This is a genomic window from Rhizobium sp. SAFR-030, assembly GCF_059415005.1.
The window spans coordinates 83,890-99,879 of sequence record NZ_JBPFDO010000006.1 but is presented as its reverse complement, the minus strand read 5'-3'; the positions used below and the strand labels follow the sequence as shown (position 1 = coordinate 99,879).

Genomic DNA, 15,990 nt, shown 5'->3' with positions numbered 1-15,990 from the left:
AAGGGGAGGAAGACCATGTACGCAACCAGCTACCACCGCGCCGCCTCCGTCGACGAGGCCGTCAACCTGCGCTCCTCGCATGACGAGGGGCGATATCTGTCCGGCGGCATGACGCTGATCGCGACGATGAAGCAGCGGCTCGCGGCGCCGTCGGACCTCATCGACCTGCGCCATATCGAGGCCCTGCGCGGCATTACCGTCGATGGCCGCCGGGTGCGGATCGGTGCCGCCACCCCGCATGCCGAGGTCGCCGCCTCCGCCGCCATTACCTCTGTCTGCCCCGCCTTTTCCTATCTCGCCGGCACCATCGGCGATCCGCATGTGCGGCACATGGGAACGATCGGCGGATCGGTCGCCAACAATGATCCGGCCGCCGACTATCCCGCCGCACTGCTTGCGCTTGATGCCACGATCGTCACCGACCGACGCGAGATCCCGGCCGGGGCATTTTTCACCGGCCTCTTCGAAACGGCGCTGGAAGAGGCCGAACTGATCACCGCGATTGGCTTCGAAGCACCGGAAAAGGCGGGCTATGCGAAGTTCACCAATCCGGCTTCGCGCTATTCGCTGACCGGCGTGTTCGTCGCCCAAACCGCGTCCGGCATCCGCGTCGCGGTGACCGGGGCCGGGGCCGACGGGGTGTTTCGCGTCGCCGCGATGGAAGAGGCACTCGGTCGGTCCTGGTCGCCGGATGCCGTTTCATCGTGTTTCGTCGATCCGGCGGCGATGATGAGCGACATGCATGCGAGCGCCGAATACCGTGCCAACCTGGTGCGGGTGATGGCCAAGCGGGCGGTCATGGCTGCCGGCTGATTGCGTTTGCAACCGGAATCTGGAGCGGCTTGCGCTGCTCCTGTTTTATTGGGTTGATGTATGTCAACTTTCTCGTATGAGAGCTGTTGTAGGTCTGCATTGGAATGATTCAAAAAGATGCGCCAAATGCCGCAGGGGTTGATATTCATCCTGATCGGGGTTGACGAGACGGTGGGCTAGCCCGCAAAAAACAGTGCATGTTCTGGAGTGTTGGAATGGATTTCGAGGCATATTTCAAAGGCGAACTGGACGCGCTTCATCAGGAAGGGCGCTACCGGGTGTTCGCCGATCTTGAACGGCATCGGGGTTCCTTCCCGCGCGCGACGCGCCACACGCCGGAGGGCCAGCGCGAGGTCACCGTCTGGTGTTCGAACGATTATCTCGGCATGGGCCAGCACCCGGCCGTGGTCGCCGCCATGAAAGAGGCGATCGATCACTGTGGCGCGGGTGCGGGAGGCACCCGGAATATCTCTGGCACCACGCATTATCATGTCCTGCTCGAGCAGGAGCTCGCCGATCTGCACGGCAAGCAGGCAGCCCTGGTCTTCACTTCCGGCTACGTATCGAACTGGGCAACGCTCGGGACGCTCGGCCAGAAGATCCCCGGCCTGATCATCTTTTCCGATGCGCTGAATCACGCCTCGATGATCGAGGGCATCCGCCACGGCAAGTCCGAGCGGGTGATCTGGAAGCACAATGATCTGAACGACCTCGAAGCCAAGCTTGCGGCCGCCAATCCGAAGGCGCCGAAGATGATCGCCTTCGAGAGCGTCTACTCGATGGACGGCGACATCGCGCCGATCCGGGAGATCTGCGATCTCGCCGACAAGTACGGCGCCATGACCTACCTCGACGAGGTGCATGCGGTCGGCATGTATGGCCCGCGCGGCGGCGGCATTGCCGAGCGCGAAGGGCTGATGGACCGCATCACCATCATCGAGGGTACGCTCGGCAAGGCCTTCGGCGTGATGGGCGGCTATATCGCCGGTTCGGTGGCGATGTGCGATTTCATCCGCTCGTTCGCCTCGGGCTTCATCTTCACCACGGCGCTGCCGCCGGCGCTGGCTGCCGGTGCGGTCGCCTCGATCCGCCACCTGAAGGCCAGCCCTTTTGAGCGCGCCCGTCACCAGGATCGGGTACGCAAGCTGCGCGCCTCGCTCGATGCGCGCGGCATTCCGCACATGCCCAATCCCAGCCACATCGTGCCGGTGATGGTCGGCGATGCGGCCAAGTGCAAGTGGATCTCCGACCTGCTGCTCGATCATTCGGACGTCTACGTGCAGCCGATCAACTACCCGACGGTGCCGCGCAAGACCGAGCGGCTGCGCATCACCCCGACGCCGCTGCATACGGATGCCGATATCGAGCATCTGGTCGGTGCCCTGCACCAGCTCTGGTCGCGCTGCGCACTCGCCCGCGCCGTGGCGTGAAAGCTTGATCGACACCAAAGTTCAACCCCGCAGGCTTCGCGCCTCGCGGGGTTTTTGCTGTGCGCCGGCCTATTGACGGACCTGCCGTTTCCAGCTTCCCTGAGGCGCGACGGCAGTTGGTTTGAAATCCGGGAGGAAGAATGCGCGCGGTTCTGGATCAGGTGGAGGCGCGGCGGGCCGAGGCCCGTCTCGGCGGCGGCCAGCGCCGCATCGATGCCCAGCACGCCAAGGGCAAGCTGACCGCCCGGGAACGGCTCGAGGTGCTGCTCGACGAGGGATCCTTCGAAGAATACGACATGTATGTCACCCACCGTGCCGTGGATTTCGGCATGGCCGGCCAGACGATCGCGGGCGACGGCGTGGTCACTGGATGGGGCACCATCAACGGCCGGCAGGTCTACGTGTTCAGCCAGGATTTCACCGTGCTCGGGGGCTCGCTGTCGGAAACCCATGCGCAGAAGATCTGCAAGATCATGGATATGGCGGTCAGGGTCGGAGCGCCGGTGATCGGCCTCAACGATTCCGGCGGCGCGCGCATCCAGGAAGGCGTCGCCTCGCTTGCCGGCTATGCGGAAGTGTTTCGCCGCAATGCGGAAGCCTCAGGCGTCATCCCGCAGATCTCGGTGATCATGGGCCCTTGCGCCGGTGGCGCTGTCTACTCGCCGGCGATGACCGACTTCATCTTCATGGTGCGCGATACATCCTACATGTTCGTCACCGGCCCGGACGTGGTGAAGACCGTCACCAACGAGATCGTCACGGCCGAAGAACTCGGCGGCGCCTCCACCCATACGAAAAAATCCTCGGTGGCGGATGCGGCCTACGAGAATGACGTGGAAACGCTGGAGGCTGTCCGCCAGCTGTTCGATTTCCTGCCGCTCAACAACCGCGACAAGCCGCCGGTGCGGCCGTTCTTCGACGATCCGGCCCGGATGGAGGCGCGCCTCGACAGCCTGATCCCGGCCAGTCCCGCCACGCCCTATGACATGAAGGAACTGATCTTCGCCGTGGCCGACGAGGGCGATTTCTTCGAGATCCAGGAAGCCTTTGCCCGCAACATCATCACCGGCTTCATCCGCATCGAGGGCCAGTCGGTCGGCGTTGTCGCCAACCAGCCCATGGTGCTGGCCGGCTGCCTCGACATCGATGCGTCGCGCAAGGCAGCCCGTTTCGTACGCTTCTGCGATGCCTTCTCGATGCCGATCCTGACGCTTGTCGACGTGCCCGGTTTCCTGCCGGGCGTGGCCCAGGAATACGGTGGGGTGATCAAGCACGGCGCCAAGCTGCTGTTTGCCTACTCCGAAGCGACCGTGCCGATGGTGACGCTGATCACGCGGAAAGCCTATGGCGGCGCCTATGACGTGATGGCATCGAAACATATCGGCGCCGACGTCAACTATGCCTGGCCGACCGCCGAGATCGCCGTAATGGGTGCCAAGGGCGCGACCGAAATCCTCTATCGCTCCGAGCTTGGCGATCCCGAAAAGATCGCCGCCCGGACGAAGGAATATGAGGAGCGCTTCGCCAATCCGTTCGTCGCCGCCGAGCGCGGCTTCATCGACGAAGTGATCATGCCGCATTCCTCGCGCAAGCGGATCGCCCGGGCCTTCGCCAGCCTGCGCAACAAGCAGGTGACGACGCACTGGAAGAAGCACGATACCATTCCGTTGTGAGGGGAATGCTCATGCCCGTCGTCCTGAGGTGGCGAGGTCATCGTTTCCTGTTCTACTCAATGGAAGTCGGCGAGCCGCCGCATATTCATGTTCTGAAGGATGCCAAGCAGTTGAAGGTCTGGCTTTCGGATCTGCGCCTGGCGCGGAACGTGGGTTTTGCTCCGCACGAGCTGAATGATATCCTCAAGGTCATTGCGGAGAACCGCCTGACGTTTCTGGAGGCCTGGCATGACTATTTTGGAAATTGACGAAAAGCAGTTGCTTGTCGTGGATGTCCATGTGACCAGCGACAGTCTGCGGTTCCAGATGGCCGACGGTAGGCGGATCGAAGCGCCGCTGTGGTGGTATCCAAGGCTGCATTCGGCATCGCCGGCCGACAGGAAGAAATGGGAGATCCTGCCCTTCGGCGATGCGGTCGGCTGGGAGGAACTGGACGAATACGTCAGCGCAAAGGCACTGATCGTCGGCGGTGCAGCACCCGGTGCCAAGCCGCCTGCCGAGGCCGCCGAGTAAGGAGCGACGTCAATTTCCTTGGGAGGATCGACCGGGCCTTTGCCAGCCTGCGCAACAAGCAGGTGACGACGCACTGGAGGAAGCACGATACTATCCCGTTGTAGAGGGCGATCGATGCCGGTGATCTTTGAATGGAAGGGCTGGAGATTCGTGTTTTCAGCCTTGACCGAGGCGAGCCGCCACATGTCCATGCACGGAAGGATCGCAAGGAGCTGAAACTGTGGCTGGATCCGGTGCGCGTGGCGTATAATCGCCGCGTCGCGGATCACGAGGTCAACGCCATCGTGGCGGTCGTGAATGAACATCGGAAGGAGTTCGTCGATGCCTGGAACCGTCATTTCGGATGAGAACTGGGAAGAGTTCGAGCCGGTCGAGGCCAAGTGCAGCGTCAGCGAGTTGATTGTCGTTCTGGCCAATGGCTTGAAATTGTCGACGCCGCTGTGGTGGTATCCACCGTTGCTCGCAGCCACTCCGGAAGCGCGCAACCAGATCGAATTGTCGCCCTCGGGCGTCCACTGGCCGGACCTTGATGAGGATCTGAGCATTGAGGTCATGCTCCAGGGCAAGCGTTACCCCAATGCCAAGCCGCCTGCCGAGGCCGCCGAATAAACCATCGCCACAGCTTTTCCTGCGGTTCGAGGCTGCGGGCGGCGCGCCTTTGACTATATATATCGCTGAAGCGCTTGGCGTCTCATCGGCACAAAGGAAGATTTTATGACCGAAACAAAATTTCCGCCTGAAAACAACCTGCCCGCCGGCTATGAGCCGCCCAAGGTGTGGACCTGGGAGCCCGGCAATGGCGGCCAGTTCGCCAGCATCAACCGGCCGATCGCCGGCTCGACGCAGGAGAAGGAACGTCCCGTCGGCCGCCATCCGCTGCAGCTCTATTCGCTCGGCACGCCGAACGGCGTCAAGGTCACGATCATGCTCGAGGAACTGCTGGCCGCCGGCCATGCGGGTGCCGAATATGATGCCTGGCTGATCAATATCGGCAAGGGCGACCAGTTCGGATCCGGCTTCGTCGAGGTCAACCCGAACTCGAAAATCCCGGCGCTGATGGATCACCAGCCGAAGGATGGCGGCGCGCCTCTTCGGGTGTTCGAGTCGGGTTCGATCCTCGTCTATCTGGCGGAAAAATTCGGCGCCTTCCTGCCGACCGATCCGCGTGCGCGCACGGAAGCGATGAACTGGCTGTTCTGGCAGATGGGCTCGGCGCCCTTCCTCGGTGGCGGTTTCGGCCACTTCTATGCCTACGCGCCGATGAAGATCCAGTATGCCATCGACCGTTATGCCATGGAGGTGAAGCGCCAGATGGACGTGCTCGACCGTCACCTGGCGGACCACGAATACATGGCCGGCAGCGAGTATTCGATCGCCGACATGGCGATCTGGCCCTGGTACGGACGCCTTGCCATGAAGGATGCCTACAACGACGCCGGCGACTTCCTCTCCGTCGACGAATACCGGCACGTCCAGCGCTGGACGAAGCAGATCGGCGAGCGGTCCGGCGTCAAGCGCGGATCGATGGTCAACCGCACCTCGGGCGATCCGTCGACGCAATTGCACGAGCGTCACGATGCGTCGGATTTCGACACGAAGACGCAAGACAAGATCGCCAAGGCGTAGGGGAAGCACAGCATGGGCAACGCCCCCGAGATGACCAAGCACCGGGGTTTTCCCTCGGGCATGCCGGGCACCGGCATCCAGTTCACCATTCGCCGCGCGAACGGCAAGGGGGTGACCCCGGTCCGCGCCCTGCCGCGCAAGGCACGGCCAGGCACAAAGGAGCACCGTATCGATGCGGCCTTCCTGCATGCGCTCTGGCACCATTTCGGGCCGGAACCCTTCGAGCGCGGCAATCTGGATGCGGCGCGGCTGAACCTGCTGTTCGGCCGCGAGGTGGTTGCAGTCGACAAGGATTTTGATCCGCTGTCCTACGAGGCGCTGCTGGTGATCGACGAGAAGGTCGCCCGGCAGAACTTTCCGGAATCCTTCGACGATGTGTTCGAGGTCTAGCCGATGGCCAAGGAATCGCTCATGCCCAAGCACCAGGGCTTTCCGGCGGGCCTGCCGGGAACCCAGTGGCAATACACGCTGCGCCGGCCGAACCCCAAGGTGACGCCGCTCACCAACTGGCCGCGGCACCGGACGATGGACCCGACGGTGGCGCTGGCCGACCTCGGTTTCCTCCAGTCGATCTGGCAGTTCTTCGGCACCGAACCGTTCGAACGCGGCAATCTTGACGGCGAGCGCCTGTGCCGGCTGTTCGGGCGCGAGATCATCGCCGCAGAGCGCGGTTTTGATCCGCAGTCCTATTTCGCCAAGCTGAAGATCAACGAACCGCTTGCCCGCAAGAACTTTCCGGAAGCGTTCGGCGACGTGAAGAACGAGCAGAGCGTGGCGAAGGGTTTGAAGAAGCAGAGTTGACCGTTGCGGGGCGCGACGGGGCATGACGGGACGGAGGGACTAGCCTTTGAGGAGGGACGGGATGATCACATTCGACGCGAATGACGGCAGCGTGCAGGCCATGGATCGAGATCGCCGGGCATGATCTCGAAAATCCTCATTGCTAACAGAGGCGAGATCGCCTGCCGGGTCATTAGGACGGCGAAGAAGATGGGCATCGCCACGGTTGCGGTCTATTCCGACGCTGATGCGAATGCCCTGCATGTGCGCATGGCCGACGAGGCGGTGCATATCGGCCCGTCGCCGTCCAGCCAGTCCTACCTCGACATCGACCGGATCCTCGCCGCGATCCGTCGCACCGGCGCCGATGCCGTGCATCCGGGCTATGGCTTCCTGTCGGAGAACCCGCTGTTTGCGCAGGCGCTGGACAAGGAGGGCGTCATCTTCATCGGCCCGCCGGTCGGCGCCATCCAGGCGATGGGCGACAAGATCACCTCGAAGAAGCTGGCAGCGGCGGCCGGCGTTTCCACCGTTCCCGGTCATATGGGGCTGATTGCCGATGCCGACGAGGCGGTGGCGATCTCGTCCTCCATCGGCTATCCGGTGATGATCAAGGCGTCAGCCGGCGGCGGCGGCAAGGGCATGCGCATCGCCTGGAACGACGAGGAGGCCCGCGAAGGCTTCCAGTCGTCGAAGAACGAGGCGAAGAACTCCTTCGGCGACGACCGCATCTTCATCGAGAAATTCGTCGACCAGCCGCGCCATATCGAAATCCAGGTTCTCGGCGACCGGCACGGCAGCATCGTCTATCTCGGCGAGCGGGAATGCTCGATCCAGCGCCGCAACCAGAAGGTCATCGAGGAGGCGCCGTCGCCGTTTCTCGATGCTGCGAGCCGCAAGGCGATGGGTGAGCAGGCCGTGGCGCTTGCGAAAGCCGTGGGTTACCATTCCGCCGGCACGGTGGAATTCATCGTCGACGGAGCAAGAAACTTCTACTTCCTGGAAATGAACACGCGGCTGCAGGTGGAGCATCCGGTGACGGAGCTCGTCACCGGCGTGGATCTCGTCGAGCAGATGATCCGTGTCGCCTCGGGCGAAAAATTGTCGCTCGGCCAGGAGGACGTGACGCTCAACGGCTGGGCGATCGAAAGCCGCCTCTACGCCGAGGATCCGTTCCGCAACTTTCTGCCGTCGATCGGCCGGCTCAGCCGCTACCGGCCGCCCGTGGAAGGCCAGTTGGCGAATGGCACCATCGTGCGCAACGATACCGGCGTCTTCGAGGGCGGCGAGATCTCGATGTATTATGATCCGATGATCGCAAAGCTCTGCACCTGGGCGCCCGATCGCGCGACGGCGATCGATGCGATGTCGGCGGCGCTCGACGATTTCGAGGTCGAGGGCATCGGCCACAACCTGCCCTTCCTGTCGGCCGTCATGGGCCAGGAACGGTTCCGCTCGGGCAGCATCACCACCGCCTACATCGCTGAGGAATTTCCGGAGGGTTTTTCAGGCGTTGCGCCCGACGCGGCGTCCTCCCGTAAGCTTGCCGCGATCGCCGCCGTCGTCCAGTCCCGGGTGCAGGCGCGGGCGGCAGAAATTTCCGGCACGATCGGCAATCACGCGCGCGTGGTCGGCACGGACTGGGTGGTGCAGCTTGGCGAGATCAGCCACGCCGTCAGCCTGTCCGGCAGCGGAGAGGCCATTGTTGTCGCCTTCGAAGATGGTGGCCGCCTGACGCTTGCCAGCGACTGGCATCCCGGAGCGCGGCACGCGCATGTCATTGCGGAGGGCGAAACGCTCGGCGTGAAGATCGATCTTGTCGGTTCGGCGATCCGGCTTCGGCTGCGCGGCATGGACGTCACGGCGCGGGTTCGTTCGCCGCGGGTGGCGGAACTTGCGCGGCTGATGCCGGTCAAGCTGCCGCCCGATACGTCGCGGCTTCTGCTCTGCCCGATGCCGGGCGTCATCACCTCCATTGCGGTCACTGCCGGCGAGACGGTGGAAGCCGGCCAGACGCTGGCAACGGTGGAGGCGATGAAGATGGAGAACGTGCTGAAGGCGGAGCGCCGCGGCGTCGTGAAGCGCGTCGCAGCGACCGCTGGCCAGAGCCTTGCCGTCGACGAGCTGATCCTGGAGTTCGAGTGACGTTGAAGTGAGGCCGGCACCTTGCCGAATTCCCTCCTTGTGGGGAAGATGACCGGCAGGGCAGAGGCCTCCGGCCTTCAAACGTAAGCGAACAGCATCGCTTAACCGGTGGCCAAGGCCATCGCAGAAGGTCCAAAAGCCGGGTCAATTTCCAGGCGCCCGCGCTGGGTCAGCCGGGGCAAATCATGCTATCGCTCACCACCCATCACCGACATCCAGGCTCTTCGTGGAAACCTCGCTCTACCTTCCGGTCAAACAGTTCCTCGAAGCGGCCGGCTATACCGTCAAGGGCGAGGTTGGTGGCTGCGATGTTCTGGGTCTCAGCGATGGCGAACCGCCGGTGGTCGTCGTCTGCGAATTGAAGCTCAGCTTCAACCTCGAACTGATCCTGCAGGCGGTCGATCGCGCCGCGGCCGCCGACGAGGTTTGGATCGCCGCACGCGTTTCGGCCAAGGGCCGCGGCCGGGAAGCCGATAAGCGCTACCGCGATCTCTGCCGGCGGCTCGGTATCGGCATGCTGGGTGTTTCGGATAAGGGAGAGGTCGGCGTCATCGTCAGTTCGGCCTCGCCGATGCCGCGCAGCAATCCGAAGCGGCGCACGCGGCTGGTGCGCGAGCATCGGCGGCGGCAGGGCGATCCGGCGCTCGGCGGCTCCACCAAGGTGCCGATCATGACCGCCTATCGCCAGCAGGCGCTCGCCTGCGCCGCGGCACTTGAGGGCGGGCCGCTCCGCCCGCGCGACCTCAAGGCGGTGACGCCAAGCGCCGGGCAGATCCTGCTCAACAACTATTACGGTTGGTTCGAGCGCATCGAAAAAGGCGTCTATGGCCTCAGCGACACGGGCATCAAGGCGCTCGGAACCTGGCGGGCGACGGTCGATCATCCTCGGGATTGACATTTTTTGCGCCCTCGTCGTCCCCGCCCTTTCACCCTGTGCCTACAATCCTGTCGTTGCGCAGCGGATACACCAGAAGGCGTTCTGGCGATGCGCAGCCGGCGCGGAGCGCGAGGGTGGGACGCAAAACCTCGTGGTTCGGGTTCGCGAAAAGGTTGCAGCCGGCGGAAATCCACCGGACGGGCCTTTGGCCCATCGAAACGTGCGGCGGCGGGCGAAATATCGCCGTCCTTTAAAATCCGTCGGAAGCGCGTCGATAAAGCCGCGCGCGGTCCGCCGGACGAGGCATCGGGTCAAGCCGGTGTCGTCCGTTTCGAGGCAATCAGGCTGCGGATAAAAACCGCCGAACGGGGCACTGGAAGGTGCAATCTATAAAACTAAATTCGGAGCAGCTTTCAGTGCCCCGGCCGACCGTTTTTTAAAAGGATCGCCAAGGGGGTGGTCCGTCTTGCCGAAGAGGAACGACAGCGTGAGACGTGGAAAGACCTTTCTCCCGCCATTCTGGCCGGGTTCATCTGGCAGCCGGCCTGTGCTTCCGCCACGCCGCGTGTCCCGCTACATGTTAGCGCGCGTGCTCGCGGATGAGCGCGACGATGCGGAAACGATTGCCAGCACCCGGCTTGCCGTGCGCAATGCCTTGGCCGCCGGGTGGGACCTCCTCGAGGTTCTTCAGGCAAGCGCGAAACTGTACAGACGAAGCGAGGAGACGGCGCATGGCGGACCAGATCAGCAGGACCCTTAAGGACGATTGGCAGGCGCTGGCTGAGAAGGAGCTGAAGGCATCGCCGGAGACGCTCATCTGGCAGACGCCGGAAGGCATCGCGGTCAAGCCGCTCTACACGGCGGATGATCTGCAGGACGTCGACCATCTCGGCAGCCTGCCCGGCTTGGCGCCCTTCGTGCGCGGCCCGCGTGCCACCATGTATGCCGGCCGGCCGTGGACGATCCGACAGTATGCCGGCTTCTCGACGGCCGAAGAAAGCAATGCCTTCTATCGCCGCAATCTGGCTGCCGGCCAGAAAGGCCTGTCCGTCGCCTTCGATCTTGCCACCCATCGCGGTTACGACAGCGACCACCGCCGAGTCGAGGGGGATGTCGGAAAGGCCGGTGTGGCGATCGATTCGGTCGAGGACATGAAGATCCTGTTCGACGGTATCCCTTTGAAGGATATGTCGGTGTCGATGACGATGAACGGCGCGGTGATCCCGATCCTCGCCAATTTCATCGTCGCCGGGGAGGAGCAGGGGTGTTCGCGGGCCGAACTCTCCGGCACCATCCAGAACGACATCCTCAAGGAGTTCATGGTCCGCAACACCTATATCTACCCGCCGGAACCGTCGATGCGGATCATCGCCGACATCATCGCCTACACGGCAAAGGAGATGCCGCGCTTCAACTCGATCTCGATCTCCGGCTACCACATGCAGGAGGCCGGCGCGACGCTGGTCCAGGAGCTGGCCTTCACGCTCGCCGATGGTCGCGAATATGTGCGGGCCGCCCTTGCCAAGGGGTTGAACGTCGATGACTTTGCCGGCCGCCTGTCGTTCTTCTTCGCCATCGGCATGAACTTCTTCATGGAGGCCGCCAAGCTGCGCGCCGCCCGCCTGCTCTGGTCGCGGATCATGACCGAGTTCGAGCCGAAGAAGCCCGGCTCGATGATGCTGCGCACGCACTGCCAGACTTCTGGCGTTTCGCTGCAGGAGCAGGATCCCTACAACAACGTCATCCGCACCGCCTACGAAGCGCTGTCGGCGGTGCTCGGCGGCACCCAGTCGCTGCACACCAATGCACTGGACGAGGCGATGGCGCTGCCGTCTGAGTTTTCCGCCCGCATCGCCCGCAACACGCAGCTGATCCTGGCGCATGAGACCGGGGTCACCAATGTCGTCGATCCGTTGGCCGGCTCCTATTACGTCGAGAGCCTCACCAAGGAACTGGCGGACAAGGCCTGGGCGCTGATCGAGGAGGTGGAGGCCATGGGCGGCATGACCAAGGCGGTCGCCGAGGGACTGCCGAAGCGGCTGATCGAGGAGGCCGCGACCCGGCGCCAGGCGCGCGTCGACCGGGGCGAGGAAATCATCGTCGGGGTCAACAAGTACCGGCTGGACAACGAGGAGCCGATCGACATCCTGGCGATCGACAATTCGGCCGTGCGCATGTCGCAGATCAAGCGCCTGGAAGAACTACGCCGCCAGCGTGATCCGGCTCGCGTTGCCTCCACGCTCGCGGTCCTCGAAGAGGCGGCCGAAACCGGCGAGGGCAATCTGCTCGCCGCTGCTGTCGAGGCGGCGCGCGCAAGGGCAACCGTCGGCGAGATTTCCGATGCGCTGCGACAGGCCTTCGGCGATCACGCGGCGGTGCCGGAGGTGGTTTCCGACATCTATGGCCCCGCCTACGAAGGTGATCCGGAATACGAGATGCTCGTCCGGCGGCTGGGCGATTTTTCCGCCGTCAGCGGCGTCAAGCCAAAGATGCTTGTCGCCAAGCTTGGCCAGGACGGCCACGACCGCGGCGCCAAGGTGATTGCGTCTGCCTTCGGCGACATCGGCTTTGAGGTGCTGGCCGGCCCGCTGTTCCAGACGCCGGAAGAGGCCGCAGACCTTGCGATCGCCGAAAAGGTGCAGGTGGTCGGCATGTCGTCGCTGGCTGCCGGTCACAAGACGCTTGCGCCGCAGCTGGTGGAAGCGCTGCGGGCACGCGGTGCCGAGCATATCATCGTCGTGGTGGGCGGCGTCATCCCGCGCCAGGATTATCAGTTCCTGCTGGATGCCGGCGTTGCCGCCGTCTTCGGTCCCGGCACCAACGTGCTCGATGCCGCCCGCGCCCTCCTCGACCTGCTGGAGGGCAAGCGGCGAAACGCGTAAGACGCTCAGGTGTACATCTATCCCAGCCGCTGGCGTGCCAGCCGGCGGGCTTCGCGGTCGGCCTCGAACACGTCGTCCATGCTGGCGGCGGCCGGTAGATGGGCAAGCTCGTCCATCACCGCCTCGGTAATCTCCGCCATGGTCAGGAAGCCGGTTTCGCCGGCGATGAACGCATCCAGCGCCACTTCCTTGGCGCCGTTCAGCACCGCGCCCTGCACGCCGCCGCGCGTCATCGCCAGCCGCGCAAGCCGGAGCGCCGGAAAACGCTCCTCGTCGGGTGCCTCGAAATCCAGCCGGGCGAGCCTGGCGAAATCCAGCCGTTCCAGCGGCAGGGCGGCGCGGCGCGGATATTCCAGCGCATAGCCGATCGCGTGGCGCATGTCTGGACAGCCGAGCTGGGCAAGCACCGAGCCGTCCGTATAGCCCACCATCGAATGGATGATCGACTGCGGGTGGACGATCACCTCCACCTGCTCGGGCGCCAAGCCGAACAGATGCTTCGCCTCGATCATCTCCAATGCCTTGTTGAACATCGAGGCGCTGTCGATGGAGATCTTCAGGCCCATCGACCAGTTGGGGTGGGCGCGTGCCGTCTCCAGCGTCACGTCGGCCATCTGGGCGCGGGTGAAGCTGCGGAAGGGGCCGCCGGAGGCCGTCAGGATCACCCGCTCGACGGCATGCCGCTGGTTCTCCTCAAGCACCTGGAAGATGGCGTTGTGCTCGCTGTCGACCGGTAGCAGGCGTCCGCCACCCTGCCGGACCGCATCGATGAACAGGTCGCCGGCCGAGACGAGACATTCCTTGTTGGCAAGCGCGATATCGGCGCCGCGGCGGGCAGCCGCAAGCGTCGGGGCAAGGCCGGCGGTGCCGACGATCGCCGCCATCACCATGTCGGCGTCCGCATCCGCCGCCTCCAGCAACCCGCTCTGCCCGGCGGCAACGGCAACGCCGGAGCCGGACAGCGCGTCCTTGAGAGCGATGTACTGGCTCTCGTCGGCCGTTACCGCAAGCCGTGCCCCATGCGTCCTTGCCTGCTCGGCCAGGAGCCCGATATTGCCGGCGCCGGTCAGTGCCACCACGTCGAAGGCGTCCCGTCCGCCCAGGTGTCCGACGACATCCAGCGTGTTGGTGCCGATCGATCCGGTGGAGCCGAGAATGCTGAGGGAACGCTTGGTGGTGCTGGATATCATGCGGGGCTGGATCCGATCTCTCTTGCCCGCTCGTTTACAGGGGCGGCGCACCGGTCACAAGGGCGGGCACCCGACATTGATTTGCATCCCCGCGGTCGCCACTTCGGCTATGGTGGTCGTTGCAATGCGCCGCTGGAGCGACAGAGAATGACCGAGACCGTATCCACTACCCGCGCCAACACCTGCGCCACCACCTGCGCGATTGCCGGCGGCGGCCCGGCGGGCATGATGCTCGGCCTGCTTCTCGCACGCGCCGGGGTCGACGTGACGGTGATCGAAAAGCATGCCGACTTCCTGCGCGACTTCCGTGGCGATACCATCCACCCGTCGACGCTGGAGGTGATCTCCGAGCTCGGGCTGGAGGAAGCTTTCCTCAAGCTGCCGCACACGCGCGCCGAAAAGCTGTCGGCCGAGATGGGCGGCCGCACCGTCACCATCGCCGATTTCTCACGGCTGCCTGTCCGGCATCGTTTCATCGCCTTCATGCCGCAATGGGACTTTCTCGATTTCCTCGCCGGCGAGGCAAAGCGTCATCCCAACTTCCACCTGATGATGGCGACGGCCGTCGAGGACGTGCTGACTGAAGACGGGCGCGTCTGTGGCCTGTCGCTTGCAACCCCTGAAGGCCCGCTGACGCTGCGCTGCGAACTCGTCATTGCCGCCGATGGCCGCAATTCGGTCGTCCGCGCCAAGGCCGGGCTCGTGGTCGAGACGTTCGGCAGCCCGAGCGAAGTCGTGTGGATGAAGCTCTCCAAGCAGCCGGGTGATCCGGCCGAGACCATGGGCCATGCAGGCCCCCGGCAGGGTTTCGTGCTGATCGACCGCGGCGATTACTGGCAGTGCGGCTATATCGTCCGGCGCGGCACGTTTTCCGAGATCCAGGGCCGCGACATCGAACTGTTTCGCGCCAAGGTGCGCGAGGTCTCGCCGCTACCGCCCGAGCGGATAGAAGAGATCCGCAGCTGGGACGATGTCAGCCTGCTGCAGGTGCGCATCGATCGCCTGAAGCAGTGGTGGCGGCCGGGGCTGATCGCCATCGGCGATGCGGCGCATGCGATGTCGCCGATCGGCGGCGTCGGGGTCAATCTCGCCATTCAGGACGCGGTGGCGGCGGCAAACATTCTGGCCGGACCGCTGAAGCAGGGGCGGCTTGCCGATGCCGATCTGGCGGCCGTCGAGAAGCGCCGGCTGTTTCCCACCAAGGCGACGCAGAAGCTGCAGCTGATGATGCGCTCCGGCCGCCGCAAGGACGAGGACGATGCGGAGAAACGCAAGGGGCCGCCGGCCTTCATCCGCAGCATCGTGCGCTTTCCGCTGCTCGCCCATCTTGCCGGTCGGCTGATCGGTCTTGGCTTCCGCATGGAGCGGCCGCGTAAGGCCGGCCTGTCCGGTTGAACGTCTCGAAACGCTGCAGCAGAAGGCCGGAAAGGCTTCGTCGGACGGCGGATTGAAGGAAAATTTACCGTTCCGGAGGTTTTCTGGGTGCGCTGACCTGCTTTTCCGCCCGCCGCCCAGAGGCGGAGTAGGATGGCAGCGGCTGGCGGAAGGGTCCGGATGCAATGACTGCGTCCTCTTCCAGCGTCCACGTCCTTGGCAGGGAATGATCATGACCAACACTCAAAATGACGGAGCATCCGTCCGGAACCTCGTGGCATCCTGCGATCTTCGCGATGCCGCCACCGTTCCAAAAGCGCTGTTCGGCTATGTCGCATCGGTGATCGATCCGAGCGCGCCCAGCGTCTACATCATCGACCTGCTGCCGCCGTTGAGCACGGCCATGCAGTCCTTCCTCACCGGCATCGGCGCCTTCAACAACGCACCGCACTCCCCACGCGAGGTGGCGGGGCGGCGCCTCAGGCTGCTGGAATGCCTGGATGCGTTCATCGACGAGGCGCGGCTGGGCGAGGGGAGCGGAACGGTGAAGCGGAGCGTCGGCGACGGCGAACGTTCCTGACTGCACCCCGTCGGCGCTCAGGCACCAGGTGCCAGTGCCGGTGCTCGAATTCTGCAGCACGGGTGTGGATGTCGCGGCCGTCATTCCCATATGAGCCCGACGACAAT

General features: G+C 64.2%; 16 protein-coding genes and 1 pseudogene. 16 read left to right on the top strand and 1 reads right to left on the bottom strand.

Annotated features, from left to right (window positions below; all coding sequences use genetic code 11):
- Window positions 1-15: 15 nt before the first annotated feature.
- The 14 genes and pseudogenes from ACR65N_RS18560 (at window position 16) to scpA (ending at window position 12,739) form a co-directional block, all read left to right on the top strand.
- The gene (locus tag ACR65N_RS18560; protein WP_440458209.1) at window positions 16-813 is read left to right on the top strand and encodes an FAD binding domain-containing protein; all 798 of its coding nucleotides are present in this window, start codon (window positions 16-18) and stop codon (window positions 811-813) included.
- Between the two features lie 215 nt (window positions 814-1,028).
- Window positions 1,029-2,243: a 5-aminolevulinate synthase gene (gene hemA, locus ACR65N_RS18555; RefSeq protein ID WP_440458208.1), complete on the top strand. Its 1,215-nt coding sequence runs from the start codon at window positions 1,029-1,031 to the stop codon at window positions 2,241-2,243.
- A gap of 140 nt (window positions 2,244-2,383) precedes the next feature.
- A complete protein-coding gene (locus ACR65N_RS18550) occupies window positions 2,384-3,916 on the top strand; it encodes an acyl-CoA carboxylase subunit beta (protein WP_440458207.1) in 1,533 nt (510 codons plus the stop codon).
- 11 nt (window positions 3,917-3,927) lie between these two features.
- Window positions 3,928-4,164 (top strand): DUF4160 domain-containing protein, encoded by a 237-nt coding sequence (locus ACR65N_RS18545; RefSeq protein ID WP_440458206.1) that lies wholly within the window; start codon window positions 3,928-3,930, stop codon window positions 4,162-4,164.
- A complete protein-coding gene (locus tag ACR65N_RS18540) occupies window positions 4,145-4,429 on the top strand; it encodes a DUF2442 domain-containing protein (RefSeq protein ID WP_430307518.1) in 285 nt (94 codons plus the stop codon). The genes ACR65N_RS18545 and ACR65N_RS18540 overlap by 20 nt, the downstream gene beginning before the upstream one ends.
- Window positions 4,430-4,452: 23 nt before the next feature.
- Window positions 4,453-4,533: pseudogene (locus ACR65N_RS18535) on the top strand (propionyl-CoA carboxylase); the annotation flags it as partial.
- 27 nt (window positions 4,534-4,560) lie between these two features.
- Window positions 4,561-4,776 carry a DUF4160 domain-containing protein gene (locus ACR65N_RS18530; protein ID WP_440458205.1) on the top strand — a complete coding sequence of 72 codons (216 nt, stop codon included), beginning with the start codon at window positions 4,561-4,563 and terminating at the stop codon, window positions 4,774-4,776.
- A complete protein-coding gene (locus tag ACR65N_RS18525; protein ID WP_440458204.1) occupies window positions 4,751-5,038 on the top strand; it encodes a DUF2442 domain-containing protein in 288 nt (95 codons plus the stop codon). The genes ACR65N_RS18530 and ACR65N_RS18525 overlap by 26 nt, the downstream gene beginning before the upstream one ends.
- 105 nt (window positions 5,039-5,143) lie before the next feature.
- The gene (gene yghU, locus ACR65N_RS18520; protein WP_440458203.1) at window positions 5,144-6,055 is read left to right on the top strand and encodes a glutathione-dependent disulfide-bond oxidoreductase; all 912 of its coding nucleotides are present in this window, start codon (window positions 5,144-5,146) and stop codon (window positions 6,053-6,055) included.
- A gap of 12 nt (window positions 6,056-6,067) precedes the next feature.
- Window positions 6,068-6,445, top strand: coding sequence for a hypothetical protein (locus ACR65N_RS18515; RefSeq protein ID WP_440458202.1), 378 nt, complete (start codon window positions 6,068-6,070; stop codon window positions 6,443-6,445).
- 3 nt (window positions 6,446-6,448) lie between these two features.
- A complete protein-coding gene (locus ACR65N_RS18510) occupies window positions 6,449-6,856 on the top strand; it encodes a hypothetical protein (RefSeq protein WP_440458201.1) in 408 nt (135 codons plus the stop codon).
- Window positions 6,857-6,976: 120 nt separating this feature from the next.
- Window positions 6,977-8,980 carry an acetyl-CoA carboxylase biotin carboxylase subunit gene (locus ACR65N_RS18505; protein WP_440458200.1) on the top strand — a complete coding sequence of 668 codons (2,004 nt, stop codon included), beginning with the start codon at window positions 6,977-6,979 and terminating at the stop codon, window positions 8,978-8,980.
- A 226-nt stretch (window positions 8,981-9,206) separates the two neighbouring features.
- A complete protein-coding gene (locus tag ACR65N_RS18500; RefSeq protein WP_440458199.1) occupies window positions 9,207-9,875 on the top strand; it encodes a DUF2161 domain-containing phosphodiesterase in 669 nt (222 codons plus the stop codon).
- 713 nt (window positions 9,876-10,588) lie between these two features.
- Entirely contained in the window at window positions 10,589-12,739 is a 2,151-nt protein-coding gene (gene scpA / locus ACR65N_RS18495; protein ID WP_440458198.1) for a methylmalonyl-CoA mutase, read from the top strand.
- Between the two features lie 17 nt (window positions 12,740-12,756).
- On the opposite strand, the gene dxr is transcribed toward scpA, so the two are convergent.
- Window positions 12,757-13,929, bottom strand: a complete 1,173-nt coding sequence (dxr, locus tag ACR65N_RS18490; protein WP_440458197.1) for a 1-deoxy-D-xylulose-5-phosphate reductoisomerase — start codon at window positions 13,927-13,929, stop codon at window positions 12,757-12,759.
- A 147-nt stretch (window positions 13,930-14,076) separates the two neighbouring features.
- Here dxr and ACR65N_RS18485 point away from each other — a divergent pair, with 147 nt between their 5' ends.
- Entirely contained in the window at window positions 14,077-15,324 is a 1,248-nt protein-coding gene (locus ACR65N_RS18485; RefSeq protein ID WP_440458196.1) for an FAD-dependent oxidoreductase, read from the top strand.
- Between the two features lie 211 nt (window positions 15,325-15,535).
- Window positions 15,536-15,883 (top strand): hypothetical protein, encoded by a 348-nt coding sequence (locus ACR65N_RS18480; protein ID WP_440458195.1) that lies wholly within the window; start codon window positions 15,536-15,538, stop codon window positions 15,881-15,883.
- The last annotated feature ends 107 nt before the right edge of the window (window positions 15,884-15,990 follow it).